This window comes from Pseudooceanicola nanhaiensis DSM 18065, assembly GCF_000688295.1.
GTDB classification, from domain to species: domain Bacteria; phylum Pseudomonadota; class Alphaproteobacteria; order Rhodobacterales; family Rhodobacteraceae; genus Pseudooceanicola; species Pseudooceanicola nanhaiensis.
Window position 1 is genome coordinate 924,814 of record NZ_JHZF01000013.1, and the last position, 17,906, is coordinate 942,719.

Sequence of the window (17,906 nt, forward strand, 5' to 3'; positions counted from 1 at the left end):
GGGCCTAGCATCGCCCTCGGTCCAAGGTCGGAAACACCATGCCAAGCCCCGAGAGTCCCGGCGACACCGCGCTCGCCGCCCGATACCGCCCGCGCCTCGCCGCCGAGATCGCCGAGCTGCGGGCCGCCTCGGAGGCCGGGGCGGAGGCGCGCCGGCCGGTCACGCTCGACCAGCAGAGTGTCGGACGGCTGAGCCGGATGGACGCGCTCCGGAACCAGGCGATGGCGGCACGCACCGAGGCGCGGCGGCTGGCGCGCATCCGGGCGCTGGAGGCCGCGCTGGCGCGGATCGGGGAGGGCGAATTCGGCTATTGCGGTGATTGCGGCGGGTTCATCGGGCTGAAGCGGCTCGACCTCGACCCGGCCGCGGCGCGCTGCATGGATTGCGCGGCCTGACATGCGGGTTTCGGAACAGACCCGCGTCGTTTCGGCCCTCGGGCTGGTGCAGATCTTCTCGTGGGGCAGTTCGTTCTACCTGCTCGCGGTGATCTCGGACCCGCTCCGGGCCGAGACCGGCTGGTCCACCGGCCTCGTCACCGGCGGGATCTCGATGGGGCTGCTGGTGTCGGGCCTCTCCGCCGTCGTCGTCGGACGGCTGATCGAGGCCTTCGGCGGCCGCAAGGTGATGGCCTCGGGCATGGGACTGCTGGCCGCGGGGCTGGTGACCATCGCGCTGGCGCAGCATCCGGCCGCCTACCTCGGGGCATGGGTGCTCATGGGCATGGGGATGGCGGCGGGGCTCTATGACGCGGCCTTCGCCACGCTGGGGCGGATCTTCGGGGTGCAGGCGCGGGCGCCGATCACGGCGCTGACGCTCTGGGGCGGCTTCGCCTCGACGGTGTGCTGGCCGCTCTCGGCCTTCCTCGTGGAATGGATCGGCTGGCGGGGCACCTGCCTCACCTATGCCGGGATCCACCTCCTCGTCACCGCGCCGGTCTGCCTCTTCGGCCTGCCGCGCGCGAACCCGCTGCCGAAACCGGCCACGGGCAAGGACGGGCCGGGGCGGGATCCTTCGGTGCTGGCCGACCCGCGGTTCTGGATGATCGCGCTGGCGATGACCGTCACCGCAGGCGTCGCGGCCTTCTGGTCCGTGCACCTGATCACCATCCTCACCTCGGAGGGCGCGACGCTGGCCGCGGCCGTCGCCCTAGGCGCCGTCATCGGACCAAGCCAGGTCGGCGCGCGGGTGGTCGAGATGCTGGGGCGCGGCCGTCACCACCCGGTCTGGACCTTCGTGGCCTATGCCGTCTTCGCGGTGACGGGTTTCGGGATGCTCTGGGCCGGCCTGCCCGCCACCCTTGCCTTCATCGCCTACGGGGCCGGCAACGGGCTGTGGTCCATCGCCCGCGGCGCGCTGCCGCTGTCGATCTTCGGCCCCGACACCTATGCCCGCACCGTCGGGATGCTCGCGCTGCCGGTCTTCGCGGCCTCCGCCGTCTTCCCGCTGGCGGGCGCGGCGGCGATCGACCGCTTCGGGACCGGCTGGGCGGTGCCCGGCTCCTTCGTTGCCGTCCTCGTTCCCTTCACCGTGGCGATGATCCTGCTGAGGGGGCATCTGCGCGCGACCCCTGTGCGCTGACGCCGGATTGGACCGAAGGAGCCTGCCTCTATATCCTCGGACAATGAGCCAAGAAGGGGAGGAACCATGCGCAAGCTTCAGGTCCAGGGCGTGCACCACATCACGATCACCGGTGCCGACCGGCAGAGCTCGATCGATTTCTGGGAAGGGGTGCTCGGCATGCCCTTCATCTTCGACCAGCCGAACCTCGACAACCCCGACGAGGGGCATCTCTATTTCGACCCCGGCGACGGGCGGCTGATCACGATCTTCACCAACGAGAAGCGCACCCCCGTGCATGACCGCACGCCGACCGATCCGGGCTGCGTGCACCACCTCGCCTTCAACGTCAGCCACGCCACCTTCGCGCAGGCGGTCGAGCGGCTGGACGAACGCGGCATCAGGCATTCCGGGGTCAAGGACCGCGGGTTCATGGACTCGATCTACTTCAAGGACCCGCTGGGCCTGCTGATCGAGCTCGCCTCCTACCGGTTCGAGCCGCCGCGCGGGTCCTCCCATGCCGAGGTGATGATCGAGGCGCATCGCATCCGCGTCGCGGCGGGGGATTACAACATCGCCGAAAAGCACCTCGCCGACGCGATAGAGCTGATCGTGCGGCGCTCTCAGCAGACGCTGTCGGACAGCCGGGCGCCGGCCGATCCCTACGCCTGAGGGGCTGATGCAGGAAAGCCGCCGGGGGTCCGGCGGCTTTCCGGGTGTCGTTCAGGACCAGGCGGTCAGGCGAACAGGAAGTCGTCCGCGCCGAAGGTCTCGGTCTGCTGCTCCGGCGTCGGCTCGACCAGCGCCGGATCGCTCAGCGGGGCGGTGAGGCCGGGCTCCACCGGGTCGGTCAGCAGCAGGACATCCTGCGGGCTGTCGGCGGTGCGCGATGCGAAGACCATCTCGTCCCCGGCGGAGGTAGAGGCGATGAGCCCGGCGATCTCGTCGGTGCCATGCACGCCTTCGACCACGTAGACATCCGAGATCGTCCCGTCGAACACGTAGCCGAACCCGGCCTTGCCCGTATCGCTGGCCCAGCCGAGGGCGCCGATCTGCATGTACTCCCCGTTCTTGGCCCAGGTCGTTCCGAAGGCGGCCTCTCCGAGGGATGTGCCGTCGAGGAACACCTCCACCCGGGCGCCGTCGAAGGTGATCTGGAGATCGTACTCCGTCTGCGCGTCGATGCCGTCGAAGCGGAACACCCGATCGCCGCTGCCGTCCTGGAAGCGGACGTTCAGCGTGTCGCCCTCGAGATAGGCGCTCAGATGGTTGCCGCCGCCCGCGTAATAGCTGGCGTCCCGGGCGAGCAGGCCCTGCGTGCCGCCCAGGCGGTCGGCCGCGAAGGTCAGGGCGATGGTCGCCTCCTGAAGGGCGAGGGCGGCCGTTGGCGCCTCTTCCACCACGTCGGCGGCGGAGGAGATCACGATGTCCCCGGTCTGGCTGTAGACGACATCGAGCGCCGGTTCCGGGTCCGGGTCGGGTGTCGGATCGGGGTCCGGTGTCGGATCGGGATCCGGCCAGCCAGCCGTGCCGATCAGGTCGGTCATCTCGGTCGGGGTCAGCCGCGCATCTGCGACCGCCACGTTCGAGATGGTCCCGTCGAGCGGGTAGGCGAAACCGGGCTGTCCCGTCTTGCTGGCCCAGCCGAGGCCGCCGATCTGCATGTACTCGGCGTTGTTGGTCCAGGTCATGGAGAAGTCGGCCGACCCGATGGAGGCGCCGTCGACGAAGACCTCCACCTGCTTGCCGTCGAAGGTGATCTGGAGGTCGTATTCCGTGCCGGCCTTGATGCCGCCGACCGAGATGACCTGGTCGCCCTTGCCGTCCTGGAAGCGCACGTTCAGCCGGTCGCCGTCGAGATAGGCGCTGAGGTGATTGCCGCCGCCCTCGTAATAGCTGGCATCCCGGGTCAGAAGGCCCTGCTTGCCGCCGATCCGGTCGGCTTCGAAGGTGAACGAAATGGTCCCTGCCGCGATCTCGAGCGTTGGATCGGGGGCCACCTCGACCACATCCGTGCTCGAGTTGATCGCGACGGCCCCGGGCAGGCCGAAGAGAAGCTTGCCTTTGGCGGGATCGGTGGGATCGGTGGGATCCGTTGGATCGGTGGGATCGGTGGGATCCGTCGGATCCGTGGGGTCCGTCGGATCGGTCGGATCCGTGGGATCGGTGGGATCGGTGGGATCGGTAGGATCGGTCGGATCGGTCGGATCCGTGGGGTCGGTCGGATCGGTCGGATCCGTGGGATCGGTCGGGTCCGTCGGCCCTGCACCCAGCAGTTCCTGCAGGCGGTCATAGGCCCCGTATTTCTCGACCAGGCTGCCGTCCACCGGCGCGAGGTCGGCGAGGGTGATGCCGACGCCCCGGTCCGCGTTCGCGAAGAACTTGTCGTAATGCCACGGGCTGTCCGTGTCGGTCTGCTGGAGCGTCAGGTTGCCGCCCTTTTCGCCGAGGCCCGAGAAGTTCTCGTACCCGCCCTGGATGTTGCCGTAGCTCTCGCCGTCGACGATGACGAAGGTCGCCTTGCTGCCGGTGCCCTGCACGTCGAGCACGGTGTTGTTGCGTGCAACCACATTGCTGCCGCTGCTGACCGAGATGCCGCGGATCATCGAGGTGACGATGATGTTCTGTTCGATCAGGATGTTGGTGTATCTGGCATCATCCATGAAGATGCCCTGAACGTCCGACCGCGTGCCCGGCAGGAACACGTTGCCCCGGATGACGACATCGCTCGAATCCGAGCCCTGGAACTGGATGAAGTCGAGGTGGGCGCCGTCGGACGGGAAGATGTTGCGGGCGCCGGTGTTGTTCTCGACCAGGGTGTTCTTCACGCCGAGGAACTTGAAGCTGTCGTTGCCGATGTAGTCGATCGTGTTGCCCACGACGTCGAGCTGGTCGGTGTTGAAGAAGGCCCCGCCGTTCTTCACGTCGTGCACGTAATTGTTCGCGAAGGTCACGTTGCGCGCGCCTTCGGACGAGGACAGGCCGTAATAGCCGCTGTAATCCCCGTCGACGCGGCCATTGACCTCGTTGTTCAGGATCTCGACGTCATGGCTGCCGCCGGTCACGTGGACAAGGCTCGCCGCGCCGCTGCCGTTGCTGGGGCTGTCGACGTGGACGCCGTCGATCCGGACGAAGCTGGAATTGCTGATGGTGATGTCGTCGAACGTCGCGCCGAGCGGGGTGGCCGAGGTGATGGTCACGTAGCTCGAGAAGGCCTTGCCGCTGATCGAGAGGCTGCCGTAATCGCCGTCGGCCAGCACGATCGTCTCGCCGCCCCTGGCCGAGGCCAGCGCCTTCATCAGCTCGTCCGCGGATCTGACGGTGATCCCCGCCGGCGCGGCGAGGCTGGCCGAGGCGGTCTCCGTGACCGGTGCCGCGAAGGCCGCCATGACGGGCGCGTCCGTGTCGGACGGCGCGGGCGCGATGGTCTGCCCGCTGGTGTCGACCTCTGGCGATGCGAGCGGTTCGGTCTCGATCGTGGACAGCGTGATTGCGTCGGGTTCGGTCAACTCGGGACCGAGCGTGTCGGTCTCGGCCGTCGTGGGGGTCGGCTCGATCTGGGGGGCGTCCTGACCGTCCTGATCTGCGAGGGCGGCGATGGTCTCGTCCCCCGGCTGGAGCGTGGTGCCCAGATCATTCTGCGTCAGGTTGCCGTCGACCCGCATGTCGGGTGAAAGGTGCAATATGGTCATCAGAAGCCTCTGTGGCTCGCGGCGCGATCACGGCGCCGGCAGTGGTTTACGTGTCTCCTCGGAGGAAAAACATGTCACCATGGAAACAGAACTTGTCTCTGAGCCTGATCTCTAGAGGCACAGAGGGCGGCATTGCGGTCGGAGATCGGTAAATTCGGTGCAAGTTTGTGGCGGTCTTGAGGCATGCCCCTGACCGCACCAAAATCATCCACACGTTCAGCGATTACCCCGTCTTCTGGAAACCGCGATAGCAATCGCCTGTAACGTGTACAAATTGATTGTTCCGGATCGCGAAACATAAGCAGGCTTCCGCCGCGGATTGCCCCTGCATGACGATTCCACGCTCATCCCCGCCCGATTCCGCATCGTAGGGTTGAGCGGGAGTCAGCAGGGTGTCAGGGTTCCGGCAGCTTTCCGCTCAGCTTTCGTAGCGGCCGGTCCGGTGCCAGAGCCACGCATCGGCGATCATCTGGGGCATCGTGGAGCGGGTCGGGTGCCATCCCAGCTCCGACTCGGCCCGGGTCGAGCCCGAGACGAGCTTGGTCGCGTCGCCGGCGCGGCGCGGACCCTCGGTATGGGGCACCTCGCGATTGGTCACCGCGCGGCTGGCGTCGATGACCTGCCGGACCGAGAAGCCGGTGCCGGTCCCGAGGTTGAAGACCCGGCTGGGCTTGCCCGCCCGCAGCCAGTCCAGCCCCAGCACATGCGCATCGACCAGGTCGCAGACATGGACGTAATCGCGGATGCAGGTGCCGTCGGGCGTGTCGTAATCCGTGCCGTGGATGGTCAGCCCGGGGCGGGTTCCGTCGACGGCCTCGAGCATCACGGGGATCAGGTGGGTCTCGGGGCGGTGGTGCTCTCCGACCTCGCCGTCGGGATCGGCACCCGCGACGTTGAAATAGCGGAAGATCACGTGGCGCAGCCCGTGGGCGGCCTCGAAATCGCGCAGGATCTCCTCGATCGCGCGCTTCGAGGCGCCGTAGGCGTTGAGCGGCTGCTGCGGGGTCTCCTCGTCGAGCACCACGTTGTCGTGCTCGCCATAGGTGGCGCAGGTCGAGGAGAAGACGAAGTCCATGCAGCCCGCCGCCACCGCGGCCTCGATCAGGTTCAGCGAGCCCATGACGTTGTTGCGCCAGTAGAGGCCGGGCTTCGCCATCGCCTCGCCGACCTGGCTGAAGGCGGCGAAATGCATCACCGCGTCGGGGCGGTGCGTGGCGAAGACCTCGTCCAGCCGCGCGCGGTCCAGCAGGTCGCCCTCTTCCGCGGGCCCGAACTTCACCGCGTCGCGCCAGCCGGTCGAGAAATTGTCGAAGGTGACGGGTGTATGCCCCGCGGCCCGCAGCGCCTTGCAGGCATGCGAACCGATGTAGCCCGCGCCGCCGGTGACCAGAACCTTCGCCATGTATGCCTCCTGATGTTCCCCGGCGCGGAGCTTAGGGGAAGGGGCGGGGCGGGACCAGATGAAATGGTGGCCGTTTGCACCGCACGAAGCGCTCCGGTGCGCTCCGGATCCCCGGGGTCCGACAGGTGGGCGCAGGAGGTGCGCATCCGCTTGCACCTTCGCCGCTTCCCGCCGAACATCCGCGCCGACAAGGAGGCCCACATGATCCCGAATTTCTCGACCTCGCAGGTCACCCGCAAACCCGTCGTCGAAACCGAGGGCGGCGTGGTCGCCACCCAGCACAGCAAGGGCGCGCGCGCCGGGGCGGAGGTGCTCAAGGCCGGCGGCAACGCGATCGACGCGGCCGTCGCCACCGCCTTCGCCATGGGCGTGGTCGAGCCGTGGATGAGCGGGCCGGGCGGCGGCGGCGGGATGGTCTATCACGACGCCGCGACCGGCGAGACCCATGCGCTGAACTTCGGCATGCGCTCTCCGGCCGGGCTCGATCCGGCGGATTACCCGCTCTCCGGCACCGGCACCGCCTCCGACCTCTTCCCCTGGCCCAACGTGGTCGAGGATCGCAACCTGCGCGGCGGCACCGCCGTCGCGGTCCCCGGCATGGTCGCGGGCGCCGCCGCCGCGCACGAACGGTTCGGCACGATGCCCTGGGCCGACCTGCTGGCCCCGGCCGAGGCGCTCGCCCGCGAGGGGCTGCTCGTCGACTGGTACGCCTCGCTGCTGATCGCCTCCTCCGCGCGCAACATCGGCACCGACGCGGACCTCGCCGCGATGTTCCTGCAGGACGGCGTCTACGCCCCGGTCGCCGGCTGGACCGCCAGCGGCCTGCCGCGGATCGCGATGGACGGCATGGCCGACACGCTGGCGGCGCTGGCGAAGGGCGGGGCCAAGGCCTTCTACGAGGGCGAGATCGGCGCCGCCATCGTGACCGACGTGCAGGCCAAGGGCGGCAGCCTGTCGCGCGAGGACCTCGCCGCCTATGCGGCCGAGTGGCAGGCCCCCTACGCCTTCGACCGCGGCGGCGCGCGATTCAACGTGCTGCCCGGCCTGACCGCGGGTCCGACCTTCGGCGGCATCTTCGAGCGTCTGCCCGAACCCGCCGCCCGGGCCGCCATGGACACACCGGGATGGGAGGCGCTGGCCGAGGCGCTCCACGGCGCCTACGCGCATCGGATCGCCACCATGGGCCACGACGGCGAAAGCCCGAAGCAGCCCGCCTGCACGACGCATTTCTCGGTGATCGACCGGGACGGCAACATGGTCGCCTGGACCCAGACGCTGCTGTCGATCTTCGGCGCCTGCACGCTCTCGCCCGCGACCGGCATGATGATGAACAACGGCATCATGTGGTTCGATCCCGAGCCGGGGAAGCCCAACTCCCTCGCCCCCGGCCAGCCCTGCCTGATGAACATCTGCCCGGCGATCGCCATCACCCCCGAGGGCGGCTATGCCATCGGCGCCTCGGGCGGGCGGAAGATCGTCGGGGCGGTGGCGCAGCTCGCGCATCTGATGACCGACCGGGGGCTCTCGATGGAGGAGGCCTTCCACCATCCCCGCATCGACTATTCGACCTCGACCATCGTCGCCGACGACACGATCCCCGAGGCCGCCCTGTCGGCGCTCTCGGCGCAGCACAAGCTCGAAAGCCGCCCGCGCCACGTCTACCCGCTGAACTGGGCCTGCACGAGCGGGGTGATGCGGCGGGACGGCAAGAACGCGGGCTGCACCGAGATCATGACCCCCTGGGGCGATGCCTTCCGCGAGGAGATGGCCTGAGGAGCCCCGCTTGAAACTCCGCGACAGCATCCGCACCACCCCCGGCACCGCGCTGCCGGGGAGCCTTTATGCCGCCGGTGTCCCCGCCTCCGACCGCGTGGCGCTGGAGGGCGAGGCCCGGGCGGACGTGGCGATCGTCGGGGCGGGGATCCTCGGCCTCTCGACCGCGCTGGCACTGGCCGAGGGCGGGACCGCCTGCGTGGTGCTCGAGGCGAACGAGCCCGGCTGGGGCGCCTCGGGGCGCAACGGCGGGCAGGTGAACTCGGGGCTGAAATGGTCGCCCTCGCAGGTCGAGCGGGATATCGGCTCCGAGGCCGTCACCTTCTCCTATGACGCCCCCTCGCGGCTGAAGGCGCTGGTCGCCCGGCTGGGCCTCGACTGCGATTACGCGAACGGCGGCGGCTACCGGGCGGCGACGGATGCCGAGGGCGCGCGCGACATCGACACGCTCGTCGCGGAGATGGAGCGCCGCAACATCCCCGTTCGCCCGATGGACGCGGTCGGAATGGCCGAGGCGGCGGGAACGGAGCGCTACACCGGCGGCCTCTACGATCCGGTGGCGGGACAGGTGAACCCGCTGAAATACGTCCGGGGGCTGGCCGCGGCGGCGGTCGCGGCGGGGGCGCGGGTCTATTCCGACAGCCCGGTGATCTCGGCCGAGGAAAAGGGCGGCTGGGTCCTGAAGACCCTGCGCGGGACGGTGCGGGCCGAGAAGGTCCTTTTTGCCACCAACGGCTATTCCGACGGGCTGGTGCCCCGGCTGAAGCGCTCCCTTATGCCGGTCTTCAGCACCATAGCCGCGTCGCGGCCCCTGCCGGAGGACCTCCGCCGGAGGATCCTCGCCGGGCGGGAGGTGCTTTACGAGACCGGCCTCAAGACCGTCTATTACCGGGTGGATGCGGGGGGCCGTTTCCTGTTCGGCGGGCGCGGGCCGCAATCGCCGGCCGAGGGGACGCGGGCCGGCGCCACCCTCATCGCCCTGGCCGAGAGCCTCTGGCCCGAGCTGCGGGCGGTCGGCTGGGAATACGGCTGGAACGGGCGGGTGGCGATCACCGGCGATCACTACCCGCATGTCCACGAGATCGGCGAGACCGGCCTCGCCTGCCTCGGCTTCAACGGGCGCGGCGTGGCGCTGACCACCGCGCTCGGCCCGCGGCTGGCGGCCCGGCTGACCGGGGGACGGGCCGAGGCGCTGCCACTTCCGGCCAGCCCGATCCGCACGATCCCCTTCCAGCCGTTCTGGCCCGCGGGCGTCGCCGCGGTCCTCGCCTGGTCCGACCTGAAGGCCCGGCTCACCTGACGGGAGCCGCCGCGCGGCGGGGGGCCTTCAGCTCTTCTTCATCGCGTCGAGCAGGGCGGCCCCGAAGGCGCCGTGCTGCGCGCCGCCGCCCTTCGGCCCGGCCTGGTGCTGCGCCTTGCCCGCGCCCTTGCCCCTGGGCCGGTCGCGGGGGGTGTCGCGGGCGTCGCGCGCCTCCTTCGCCGAGGCGCCGCCGTCCTTCTTCATGCTCAGCCCGATCCGCTTGCGCGGCACGTCCACCTCGGTCACGCGGACCTGCACCACGTCGCCGGCCTTCACCACCTCGTGCGGGTCCTTCACGAAGCGATCCGCCAGCTGGCTCACATGGACCAGCCCGTCCTGGTGCACGCCGATGTCCACGAAGGCGCCGAAGGCCGCGACGTTGGTCACGGTGCCCTCAAGCCGCATCCCGGGCTTCAGATCCTTGATGTCGTCCACGCCCTCGGCAAAGGTCGCCGTCTTGAAGGTCGGCCGGGGGTCGCGTCCGGGCTTCTCCAGCTCCGCGAGGATGTCCTTCACCGTGGGCTCGCCGAACTGATCGTCCACGAACTGCTGCGGCGAGAGGCCCTTCAGCACCTTCGGGTCGCCCTGGATCGCGCGCAGGTCGCGCCCGCAGGCCTTCACGATCCGCCGCGCGAGGTCATAGGCCTCGGGGTGGACCGAGGAGGCGTCGAGCGGTTCCTGCCCGTCGCGGATGCGCAGGAAGCCCGCGCATTGCTCGAAGGCGCGGGGCCCGAGGCGCGAGACCTTCAGCAGGTCCTTCCGCGAACCGAAGGCGCCGTTGAGATCCCGGTGCAGCACGATGGATTCGGCAAGCCCCGCGCTCAGCCCCGAGACATGCGCCAGCAGCGGCGCCGAAGCGGTGTTCAGATCCACGCCGACCGCGTTCACCGCGTCCTCGACCACGGCCTCGAGCGACTTTGCCAGCCGGTGCTGGTCCACGTCGTGCTGGTACTGGCCGACCCCGATGCTCTTCGGTTCGATCTTCACCAGCTCGGCCAGCGGATCCTGCAGCCGCCGCGCGATCGAGACGGCGCCGCGCAGCGAGACGTCGAGATCGGGAAACTCCCGCGCCGCCAGTTCGGAGGCGGAATAGACCGAGGCGCCGGCTTCGCTGACGATCACCTTGGTGGGTTTCTGCACGCCCGAGGGCAGCATGGCCAGCGTGTCGGCCACCATCTTCTCGGTCTCGCGCGAGGCGGTGCCGTTGCCGATGGCGATCAGCTCGATCCCGTGTTTCGCGATGAGCGCCATGATCGCCGATTGCGCGCCGCGCAGGTCGTTCTTGGGCTGGAACGGATAGAGCGTTTCGGTCGCCACCACCTTGCCGGTCGCGTCCACGACGGCGGCCTTCACGCCGGTGCGGATGCCGGGATCGAGGCCCAGCGTCGGGCGCGAGCCCGCGGGGGCAGCCAGCAGCAGGTCCTTGAGGTTGCGGGCGAAGACGGCGATCGCCTCGTCCTGGGCCCGCGCGCGGAGATCGCCCATCAGGTCGAGCATCATCGAGGACGCGAGCTTCACCCGCCACGTCCAGCCCGCGACGCCGCGCAGCCAGCGGTCGCCCGGCCCGGTGCCGGTGAGTTCAAGCCGTGAGGCCACCATGTCCTCGCAGCGCGGTTGGCCCACCTCCGGATCCGGCCCGATGTCGAGCTGCACGACGCCTTCCTTCCAGGCCCGCATCATCGCGAGCGCCCGGTGCGAGGGGACGCCCGCCCATTTCTCGGAATGGTCGAAATAATCCGAGAACTTGGCTCCCTTCTCCTCCTGCCCGGGAACGACCTTGGCGGTCAGCAGCGCCTCCTTCTGGAGGTAGGCGCGCAGGTCTCCGATCAGCCCCGCGTTCTCGGCCAGCTCCTCGGTCAGGATGTCGCGCGCGCCGTTCAGCGCGTCCTTCACCGTCGGCACGGCCTCCGAGAGATACCCCGCCGCCAGCGCTTCCGGCTCCGCGCTCCGGTCCGCCATGATCGCGTCGCGGAGCGGCTCGAGCCCGTTCTCGCGCGCGATCATCGCCTTGGTGCGGCGCTTGGGCTTGTAGGGAAGGTAGATGTCCTCGAGCTGCGCCTTGGTCTCGGCCCGGGCGATGGCGCGCGAGAGCTCGTCCGTCAGCTTCCCCTGTTCGGTGATCGACTTCAGGATCGAATCGCGCCGGTCGTCCAGTTCGCGCAGATAGCCCAGACGGTCGGCCAGCGTCCGGAGCTGCGTGTCGTCGAGCCCGCCGGTCGCCTCTTTCCGGTAGCGCGCCACGAAGGGCACGGTCGCGCCCTCGTCGAGAAGGCGGACAGCGGCGGCGACCTGCGCGGCCCCGGCGCCGATCTCGGTCCCGATTGTCTGGTTGATGCGGGTGGCGCGATCCATGGAAGCCCTCTTCTGCCTGTTGGACACCCTTCATAATGCTGCGCCGCGGGGCGGGGAAGGGCGAAGCCGCCCGCGCGGGCGATGGTGATCGGGAAGCCGCCGAGCGCGGGCCCTGTCACGCTTGTGATGGATGATGCGCCGGGCTTCGTGCCGCGGGCATGATGTCATAACCTTTCAAGGCACTCGAACCTGGGGAGGAGACCATGAGGATCGAACCGACCGGCGCCGTGATGGGCGCCATTGGCAGCGACGTGGACCTGTCGCAGCCGCTGAGCGATGCGGATTTCGGCGACATCGTCGCGGCCCTCGGACGCCACGGGGTGATCTGCTTTCCGCAGCAGAGCCTCGACGCCCGCAGCCTGAAGGCGTTCTCGGAGAAATTCGGCGGGCTTCAGGTCTCGGTCAGCGGGCAGTTCACCCACCCGGACCAGCCCGAGGTCATGATCCTGTCCAACATCAAGGAGGACGGGAAGCCCATCGGGCTCGCCGATGCGGGGCAGGACTGGCACACCGACATGAGCTACATGGACGTGGTGGGCTTCGTGAACGTGCTCTTTGCCGAGGAGGTGCCGCATCGCGACGGCAAGCCATTGGGCGCCACGGTCTTCGCGAACATGCGGGCGGCCTATGTCGATCTGCCGGACGAGATGAAGACAAGGCTCAAGGACGCGATCTGCGTGCACGACTTCAACAAGTTCTGGGAGAACATGCGCGCCCGGCCCGGCTCGGAACGGCCGCCGCTCAGTCCCGAGGCACGGGCCAAGCGCCCGCCGGTGCGGCATCCGCTGTTCCTGACCCATCCGATCACGGGGGAGGAGATCCTCTATGCCAACCCCGGCTATGCCGAATACATCGAGGGCATGGACCGGGCCGAGAGCGACGAGATCCTGACCTTCCTCTTCGAGCACCAGCTGCAGGACAAGTACCAGTACACCCACGACTGGGCGAAGGGCGATGTGCTGATCTGGGACCACATCGGCACCCTGCACACGGCGAAGGCCGATTACCGGCCCGAGGAGCACCGCAAGATGCTGCGCTGCCAGGTCTATGCCGACCGGATCTTCGAGCCTGCCTTCGTGCAGGACGCACTCAGCCACGCCGGCGCGGCCTGAGCGTCAGTCGAAACTGAACCGCGCGACCCCGTGCTCCTTGAGCAGGGGGTCGCTTTCCTCGTTCGAGAAGTGGTTCAGCAGGTCATGCGCCGCGTCGCGGTCCTGGCCGGGCAGGGTCAGCGACATGGAGATGTCGGCATCGGTGCCGAGGGTTCTCGGCAGGATCGCGACCGGATTCAGCCCCACCGTCGACAGGATCACGGGCAGCGGCGCCGCGGCGAGGTCGACCTTGCCCGCGGCGGCGGCGCGGGCGGGCTCACCGGCGCCCATCGGGTGCAGCCGGTCGCCGAGCTCTTCGGTCAGCCCCAGCTCTTCGAGCGCGGCCAGGAACTCCGGCCCGCTGACGCCGCCCTCGGTATAGGCGATCTCACGGGCGTCACGCAGGAAGTCCCGCAGCTCGGGGACGGTGCGCAGCGGATCGGTCATCTCGCAGGACCGCCCGAGCGCGAGGGAGAGGCGCCCGAACGGGCGGTGCATGTCGCGCGACACGAGATCGGCCGCGATCAGCGCCTCCATGTCGGCGGGGCTGGTGAGCACGAGGTCCGGCGTGTCCCCCTCGCGCAGCCGCTCGGGCACCTCGGGGTTCAGCAGGCAGGACATCGAGACCGGCACGCCGTTCACCTCCTCGAACTGCGCGACGAGCTCTTCGCACAGGGCCTGCACGGCGATCGGCGCCAGAAGGCGCAGACCGCTCAAGCAGGTGCCCCCAGGTGCCAGGGCGCGCCGCTTTCGGCGGCGAGGGTCCTGAGCTTCTCGAGCAGGCCGGGCGCGACGGGGATGCCCTCGCGCCGGCGGCGTTCGGCATGGGCGCGTTCGGGATCGCCCGCGACCATCACCGGCTGGCCCGGCGTGGCGGGTCGGGTGCCGCGGAGCGCGTCGCAGAAGGCCGCGACGTCGGCGCGGAAATCGTCGGCCGGGCGGAACACGGCCGGGTTGATGGCGAGGAAGAAGTGGCCGATGTCCATGCCCTGGGGTTTCTTCAGATGCTGCGGGTCGGTGATGAGTGTAGAGCCCGCGAGGCAGGCGGAAAGGATGTTCACCATCGCCGAGAGCCCGTAGCCCTTGTAGCTCGACCCCTCGAGCGAGCCGCCGAGCGAGGTGAGGTATCCGCCGCGCGCGCGCGCCTCTGCCGGATCGGTCGAGGGCTGGCCGTCCTTCGTCAGCAGCCAGCCGGGCGGGCAGGGCAGGCCCTCGTTCTCCTTGTTGCGGATCCGGCCCGCCGCGACGGTCGTTGTCGCCATGTCGAGCAGGAAGGGGCGGCCGGGCTCGCCCGGGGCGGCAAAGGCGAGCGGATCGGTCCCGAGCCGCGCCTCGGCGCCGCCCGCGGGCGCGACCTGCACCAGCGAGGCCGAGGTGGTGACGAGCCCGATCATCCCCGCCTCGGCGGCCATGTTCGCGTAATACCCGCAGGCGCCGAAATGGGCGGAGTTCCGGACCGCGGCCATGCCGATCCCGGCCGCCGCCGCCTTGGCGATGGCCTGCTCCATCCCGAGCCGCGCGGCGGGATGCCCCAGGCCCCCGTCGCCGTCGACCAGCGCGTGGACCGGCCCTTCGGCGATCACCCGCGGCTCCGCCGCCATCCGCAGGCGCCCGGCCTTCACGTGCCGGTCATAGACCGTCAGCATCGAGATCCCGTGGCTGTCGACGCCGTGCAGGTCGGTCCAGGCCATCACCTCGGCCGTGCGCGCGGCGTTCCGCGCAGGCATGCCCCAGGCCGAAAGGATGTCGGCGATCTGCCTCTGGTGGGTCTGCAGGTCCGCGCCCATCACGAGGCTCCCACGAGGCGGTTTCGCAGGGTGCCGATGCCGGTGATCTCGATCTCGACCTCGTCGCCCGCCTGCAGGTCGGGCGAGGAGCCGTCGGTGCCCATCCAGATCACGTCGCCCGGGTGCAGGGTCAGGTAGCGGCTCATCGTCGAGATGAAGGTCGCGACGCCGAAGATCATGTCGTCGGTGCGGAAGCGGATCGTCTCCTCGCCGTTGCGGCGCACGATGGTCTCCATCCGGTCGAGCCGCGCCTCGGTGTCGATCCACGGACCCATCGGCTTGAACGTGTCCGCGTTCTTCGCGCGCCAGAAGGTGCGGTCGCTGCGCTGCCAGTTCCGTTCCGAGACGTCGTTGCCGATGGTATAGCCCAGCACATGGTCGAGCGCCTCGGCCTCCGAGACGTTCCGCGCGGTCCGGCCGATCACCGCGACGACCTCGCCCTCGTAATGCACCCTGGTGGCGCCCTCCGGGATCACGATGTCGGCGCCGTGGCCGATCAGCGCGTTGTTGGCCCGGTAGCCGACGTCGGGCTGCGTGGGCAGGTCGGCGGGCACGCCCTTGCGGTCGGCGGCTTCGCGGATGTGGCGCGCGTAGTTGAGCCCGACGGCGTAGAAGGTCGGCGGGACGACGGGCGGCAGCAGACGGATCCCGGACAGCCGGTGGACCCGGCCCGTGGGGGCGTGGCCGTTGAACGGATCGCCCTCCACCGCGACGACGCGGTCGCCCTCGACGATGCCATGGACGGCGCGGCCGTCCTCCTCGAACCTGCACCAGCGCATGGATGTCTCCTTCAGAGCCCGGCGGCGAAGCTGGGCGGGTCGCTCTTCAGCCAGCGGATGCGCCAGCCGTCCTCCGTCGCCACGGCGCGGGCGCGCAGCGTGCGGATGCTCGTGATCCCCTCGAGCGGCGCAGGCCCGTCGAGATACGTGCCGCTGTCGTGCTGCACGACCAGCATGTAGGCGGTCAGCGCGATGGTGCCGTCGGCCACCTCCTGCCCGCAGACGTTGGTCAGCAGGTGATGGATGCGCCGGGTCTGAGATCGGGTGGCCAGCGCCTCCATCACGCCTTCGCGGGTGGTCAGGACGCGGCCCTGCCGGTGCCATTCGCCGTCAAGCAGCCCCGCGAGGCTTTCGTAATCGCCGTCGTCGAGGTGCCGGAAGAACCGGACCAGCACGTCGATGGCGCGGCTCAGCGGGTCTTCGGTGGGGGTCGGGTCGGTCATCGCTCCTCCTCGGGAACCGTCAGGTCCGGGGTCAGCCCCCCGGACCGGGGATGAAGCCGATGTCGGCGCCGCCCTCCCGGAGGACGAGGTCGACGTTGAAGTCGTAATGCGACGGGTGGTACCGGACGTCGAGATAATAGACCGGGCGGTCCTTGGCCGTGAAGTAGATCCGCCTGGCCCGGATCACGGGCGTGCCGTCCGGAAGGTCCAGCAGGCGGGCGACCTCGCCCGAGGCGGCGACGGCCTCCAGCGTCTGCTCGGCCCGCAGGATCCGGCGCCGCGTGCGGATGCCAATGGCGATGGCCGAGGCGACGGGGCGGCGGTAATCCTCTTCGGACAGGCGCTCTTCGGGCGTGTCGGCGGAATAGCCGTCGGCCACGGTCAGCGGCTCGCCTTCGCGGTGAACGGCGGTGCGGATGTGGCGCACGGGCGCGCCGGGCGCGAGGTCGAGAAGCTCCGCCAGCCGCGCGTCGGCCTCCAGCACCTCGTTCGACACCGGCTCCGAGGTGAAGAGGCGGCCCTCTTCGAGAAAGCCCACGAGGTTGAACTCGCGCGCCGTGTTGCTGCGCCCGGTGACGAAGGTGCCGACGCCCGGCCGCCGGACGAGGAGGCCGCGCTCGACAAGCTGACCGATGGCCGCGCGGATGGTGATCCGGCTGACGCCGTATTGCTGGCAGAGCTCGGCCTCGGAGGGCAGCATCGCGCCCTTCTCGAGCCCCTCGCCGGCGATCCGGTCGAGAAGGTCGCGGGAAACCTGCTGGTAAAGGGCACCGGACATGGAGGACCTTTGCGAAATGGCCTCGAGGGCCGGCTGCGGTGATGCTGTCATGACAGGTTCCACCGGTCAATCGGCGGTCGGCAGCCCGCACGTCCGTGTCACCGGGGCGGCCTGCGCGGCTGGATTGACAAGGCAAAGTATTTTTGTCAGGAATTGACTCGAACAGCCACCTTGCACCGCAGGGCAGCACGGTCACCGCTCAAGACAGGAGTTTCGCTATGCCGAGCCCGACCACCCTTTCGATCGTGCAACCCGCACGCCCCGCCATGCCCACGCATGACGCCGAGGCGCTGACCGGCCCCGACGGGCTGGCGCGGATCGTTCTGAACGACCAGGTCTACCAGTTGCGGATCACCCGCGCCGGCAAGCTGATCCTGACCAAGTGATCCCTCGGCCGGTCCCGGCGGCTCAGGCCCAATAGGCCTCGGCCGTCGGGGCGCGGTCATATTCGATGTGAAATTCATCGAGCTGCGGCGGGGCGACGCCCGCCTCCTGCAACTGGACATGGGCCTGGCCCCGGTGATGCACCTGGTGCTGCACGAGATGCAGGATGAGGGCGTCGATCCGCTCGACCGTCTCGGGATCCTCGCGCTCCGTGCGGACGCGGCGCGGCAGGTCCCCTTCCGTCAGGGCCTGGCAGAATCGGGCGAAGCGCAGGTCGGCCTCGGCCTGCATCTGGCCCAGCACCGCATGGTCCGACACCGGCGCGCGGTCATAGACCGACCGGCCCAGCCCGCCCTCTTCCAGCGCGTCGATGTAGTAGAGATCGACCTCGTAGATATGGTTCATCGTCTCGGCGAGCGAGGGGAAGAACCCCGGCCGCGGCGCGCTGAAGGCGCCGGGCGGCAGATCGCGGAAGGCGTCGTAGAGCGTCCGGTTGGCCCAGGCGTTGTTCAGCGCCATGCGCAGGAAAAGGTCCATCCGCTGTCCTCCGGTCGCGATGCCCCGGGCA

At 69.6% G+C, this 17,906-nt stretch carries 16 protein-coding genes; 7 read left to right on the plus strand and 9 right to left on the minus strand.

Annotated features, from left to right (window positions below; translation table 11 throughout):
• Positions 1-38 precede the first annotated feature (38 nt).
• The 3 genes from Q344_RS0114505 (at position 39) to Q344_RS0114515 (ending at position 2,229) form a co-directional block, all read left to right on the plus strand.
• Positions 39-395, plus strand: coding sequence for a TraR/DksA family transcriptional regulator (locus Q344_RS0114505; protein ID WP_028287377.1), 357 nt, complete (start codon positions 39-41; stop codon positions 393-395).
• A gap of 1 nt (position 396) precedes the next feature.
• Positions 397-1,578 carry an MFS transporter gene (locus tag Q344_RS0114510; protein ID WP_028287378.1) on the plus strand — a complete coding sequence of 394 codons (1,182 nt, stop codon included), beginning with the start codon at positions 397-399 and terminating at the stop codon, positions 1,576-1,578.
• Between the two features lie 66 nt (positions 1,579-1,644).
• Positions 1,645-2,229, plus strand: a complete 585-nt coding sequence (locus Q344_RS0114515; RefSeq protein WP_028287379.1) for a VOC family protein — start codon at positions 1,645-1,647, stop codon at positions 2,227-2,229.
• 65 nt (positions 2,230-2,294) lie between these two features.
• On the opposite strand, the gene Q344_RS25580 is transcribed toward Q344_RS0114515, so the two are convergent.
• Positions 2,295-5,249, minus strand: coding sequence for a LamG-like jellyroll fold domain-containing protein (locus tag Q344_RS25580; protein ID WP_084178416.1), 2,955 nt, complete (start codon positions 5,247-5,249; stop codon positions 2,295-2,297).
• Positions 5,250-5,667: 418 nt separating this feature from the next.
• Positions 5,668-6,651 carry a UDP-glucose 4-epimerase GalE gene (gene galE, locus Q344_RS0114525; protein WP_028287380.1) on the minus strand — a complete coding sequence of 328 codons (984 nt, stop codon included), beginning with the start codon at positions 6,649-6,651 and terminating at the stop codon, positions 5,668-5,670.
• A 201-nt stretch (positions 6,652-6,852) separates the two neighbouring features.
• On the opposite strand from galE, the gene Q344_RS0114530 reads away from it, so the two are divergent.
• Both Q344_RS0114530 and Q344_RS0114535 read left to right on the plus strand, forming a co-directional pair.
• Entirely contained in the window at positions 6,853-8,424 is a 1,572-nt protein-coding gene (locus tag Q344_RS0114530; protein ID WP_028287381.1) for a gamma-glutamyltransferase, read from the plus strand.
• 10 nt (positions 8,425-8,434) lie between these two features.
• Positions 8,435-9,724, plus strand: coding sequence for an NAD(P)/FAD-dependent oxidoreductase (locus tag Q344_RS0114535; protein ID WP_169739197.1), 1,290 nt, complete (start codon positions 8,435-8,437; stop codon positions 9,722-9,724).
• Positions 9,725-9,751: 27 nt separating this feature from the next.
• On the opposite strand, the gene Q344_RS0114540 is transcribed toward Q344_RS0114535, so the two are convergent.
• Positions 9,752-12,076: a Tex family protein gene (locus Q344_RS0114540; protein ID WP_028287383.1), complete on the minus strand. Its 2,325-nt coding sequence runs from the start codon at positions 12,074-12,076 to the stop codon at positions 9,752-9,754.
• 203 nt (positions 12,077-12,279) lie between these two features.
• On the opposite strand from Q344_RS0114540, the gene Q344_RS0114545 reads away from it, so the two are divergent.
• Entirely contained in the window at positions 12,280-13,188 is a 909-nt protein-coding gene (locus tag Q344_RS0114545) for a TauD/TfdA dioxygenase family protein (RefSeq protein WP_028287384.1), read from the plus strand.
• A gap of 3 nt (positions 13,189-13,191) precedes the next feature.
• Here the strand turns inward: Q344_RS0114545 and Q344_RS26135 are convergent, their stop codons facing one another.
• From Q344_RS26135 to Q344_RS25175, 5 genes are read right to left on the minus strand one after another with little or no spacing between them, the layout of a single operon-like run.
• Positions 13,192-13,884: a substrate-binding domain-containing protein gene (locus Q344_RS26135; protein WP_028287385.1), complete on the minus strand. Its 693-nt coding sequence runs from the start codon at positions 13,882-13,884 to the stop codon at positions 13,192-13,194.
• Entirely contained in the window at positions 13,881-14,954 is a 1,074-nt protein-coding gene (locus tag Q344_RS26140) for an Ldh family oxidoreductase (protein WP_028287386.1), read from the minus strand. The genes Q344_RS26135 and Q344_RS26140 overlap by 4 nt, the downstream gene beginning before the upstream one ends.
• Entirely contained in the window at positions 14,954-15,733 is a 780-nt protein-coding gene (locus tag Q344_RS0114560; RefSeq protein WP_028287387.1) for a fumarylacetoacetate hydrolase family protein, read from the minus strand. Before Q344_RS0114560 ends, Q344_RS26140 begins: the two co-directional genes overlap by 1 nt.
• An 11-nt stretch (positions 15,734-15,744) precedes the next feature.
• Complete coding sequence (locus Q344_RS0114565) at positions 15,745-16,176, minus strand: nuclear transport factor 2 family protein (protein ID WP_028287388.1); 432 nt, start codon at positions 16,174-16,176, stop codon at positions 15,745-15,747.
• 31 nt (positions 16,177-16,207) lie between these two features.
• Positions 16,208-16,954 (minus strand): GntR family transcriptional regulator, encoded by a 747-nt coding sequence (locus tag Q344_RS25175; RefSeq protein ID WP_051630641.1) that lies wholly within the window; start codon positions 16,952-16,954, stop codon positions 16,208-16,210.
• 266 nt (positions 16,955-17,220) lie between these two features.
• Between Q344_RS25175 and hemP the strand changes: the two genes are divergently transcribed.
• Positions 17,221-17,340 carry a hemin uptake protein HemP gene (gene hemP, locus Q344_RS25590; RefSeq protein WP_229669217.1) on the plus strand — a complete coding sequence of 40 codons (120 nt, stop codon included), beginning with the start codon at positions 17,221-17,223 and terminating at the stop codon, positions 17,338-17,340.
• 22 nt (positions 17,341-17,362) lie between these two features.
• Here hemP and Q344_RS0114580 read toward each other — a convergent pair whose 3' ends face one another.
• Positions 17,363-17,875: a DinB family protein gene (locus tag Q344_RS0114580; RefSeq protein ID WP_028287389.1), complete on the minus strand. Its 513-nt coding sequence runs from the start codon at positions 17,873-17,875 to the stop codon at positions 17,363-17,365.
• Positions 17,876-17,906 lie beyond the last annotated feature (31 nt).

Bases quoted from the DNA above. Each gene is read 5' to 3' on its own strand.
- Q344_RS0114505 (WP_028287377.1), top strand. From the start codon at position 39: ATGCCAAGCCCCGAGAGTCCCGGCGACACCGCGCTCGCCGCCCGATAC.
- Q344_RS0114515 (WP_028287379.1), top strand. From the start codon at position 1,645: ATGCGCAAGCTTCAGGTCCAGGGCGTGCACCACATCACGATCACCGGT.
- Q344_RS0114540 (WP_028287383.1), bottom strand. From the start codon at position 12,076: ATGGATCGCGCCACCCGCATCAACCAGACAATCGGGACCGAGATCGGC.
- Q344_RS25580 (WP_084178416.1), bottom strand. From the start codon at position 5,249: ATGACCATATTGCACCTTTCACCCGACATGCGGGTCGACGGCAACCTG.
- Q344_RS0114530 (WP_028287381.1), top strand. From the start codon at position 6,853: ATGATCCCGAATTTCTCGACCTCGCAGGTCACCCGCAAACCCGTCGTC.
- Q344_RS0114580 (WP_028287389.1), bottom strand. From the start codon at position 17,875: ATGGACCTTTTCCTGCGCATGGCGCTGAACAACGCCTGGGCCAACCGG.
- Q344_RS0114565 (WP_028287388.1), bottom strand. From the start codon at position 16,176: ATGACCGACCCGACCCCCACCGAAGACCCGCTGAGCCGCGCCATCGAC.
- Q344_RS0114560 (WP_028287387.1), bottom strand. From the start codon at position 15,733: ATGCGCTGGTGCAGGTTCGAGGAGGACGGCCGCGCCGTCCATGGCATC.
- Q344_RS0114510 (WP_028287378.1), top strand. From the start codon at position 397: ATGCGGGTTTCGGAACAGACCCGCGTCGTTTCGGCCCTCGGGCTGGTG.
- Q344_RS0114545 (WP_028287384.1), top strand. From the start codon at position 12,280: ATGAGGATCGAACCGACCGGCGCCGTGATGGGCGCCATTGGCAGCGAC.
- galE (WP_028287380.1), bottom strand. From the start codon at position 6,651: ATGGCGAAGGTTCTGGTCACCGGCGGCGCGGGCTACATCGGTTCGCAT.
- Q344_RS25175 (WP_051630641.1), bottom strand. From the start codon at position 16,954: ATGTCCGGTGCCCTTTACCAGCAGGTTTCCCGCGACCTTCTCGACCGG.
- hemP (WP_229669217.1), top strand. From the start codon at position 17,221: ATGCCCACGCATGACGCCGAGGCGCTGACCGGCCCCGACGGGCTGGCG.
- Q344_RS26140 (WP_028287386.1), bottom strand. From the start codon at position 14,954: ATGGGCGCGGACCTGCAGACCCACCAGAGGCAGATCGCCGACATCCTT.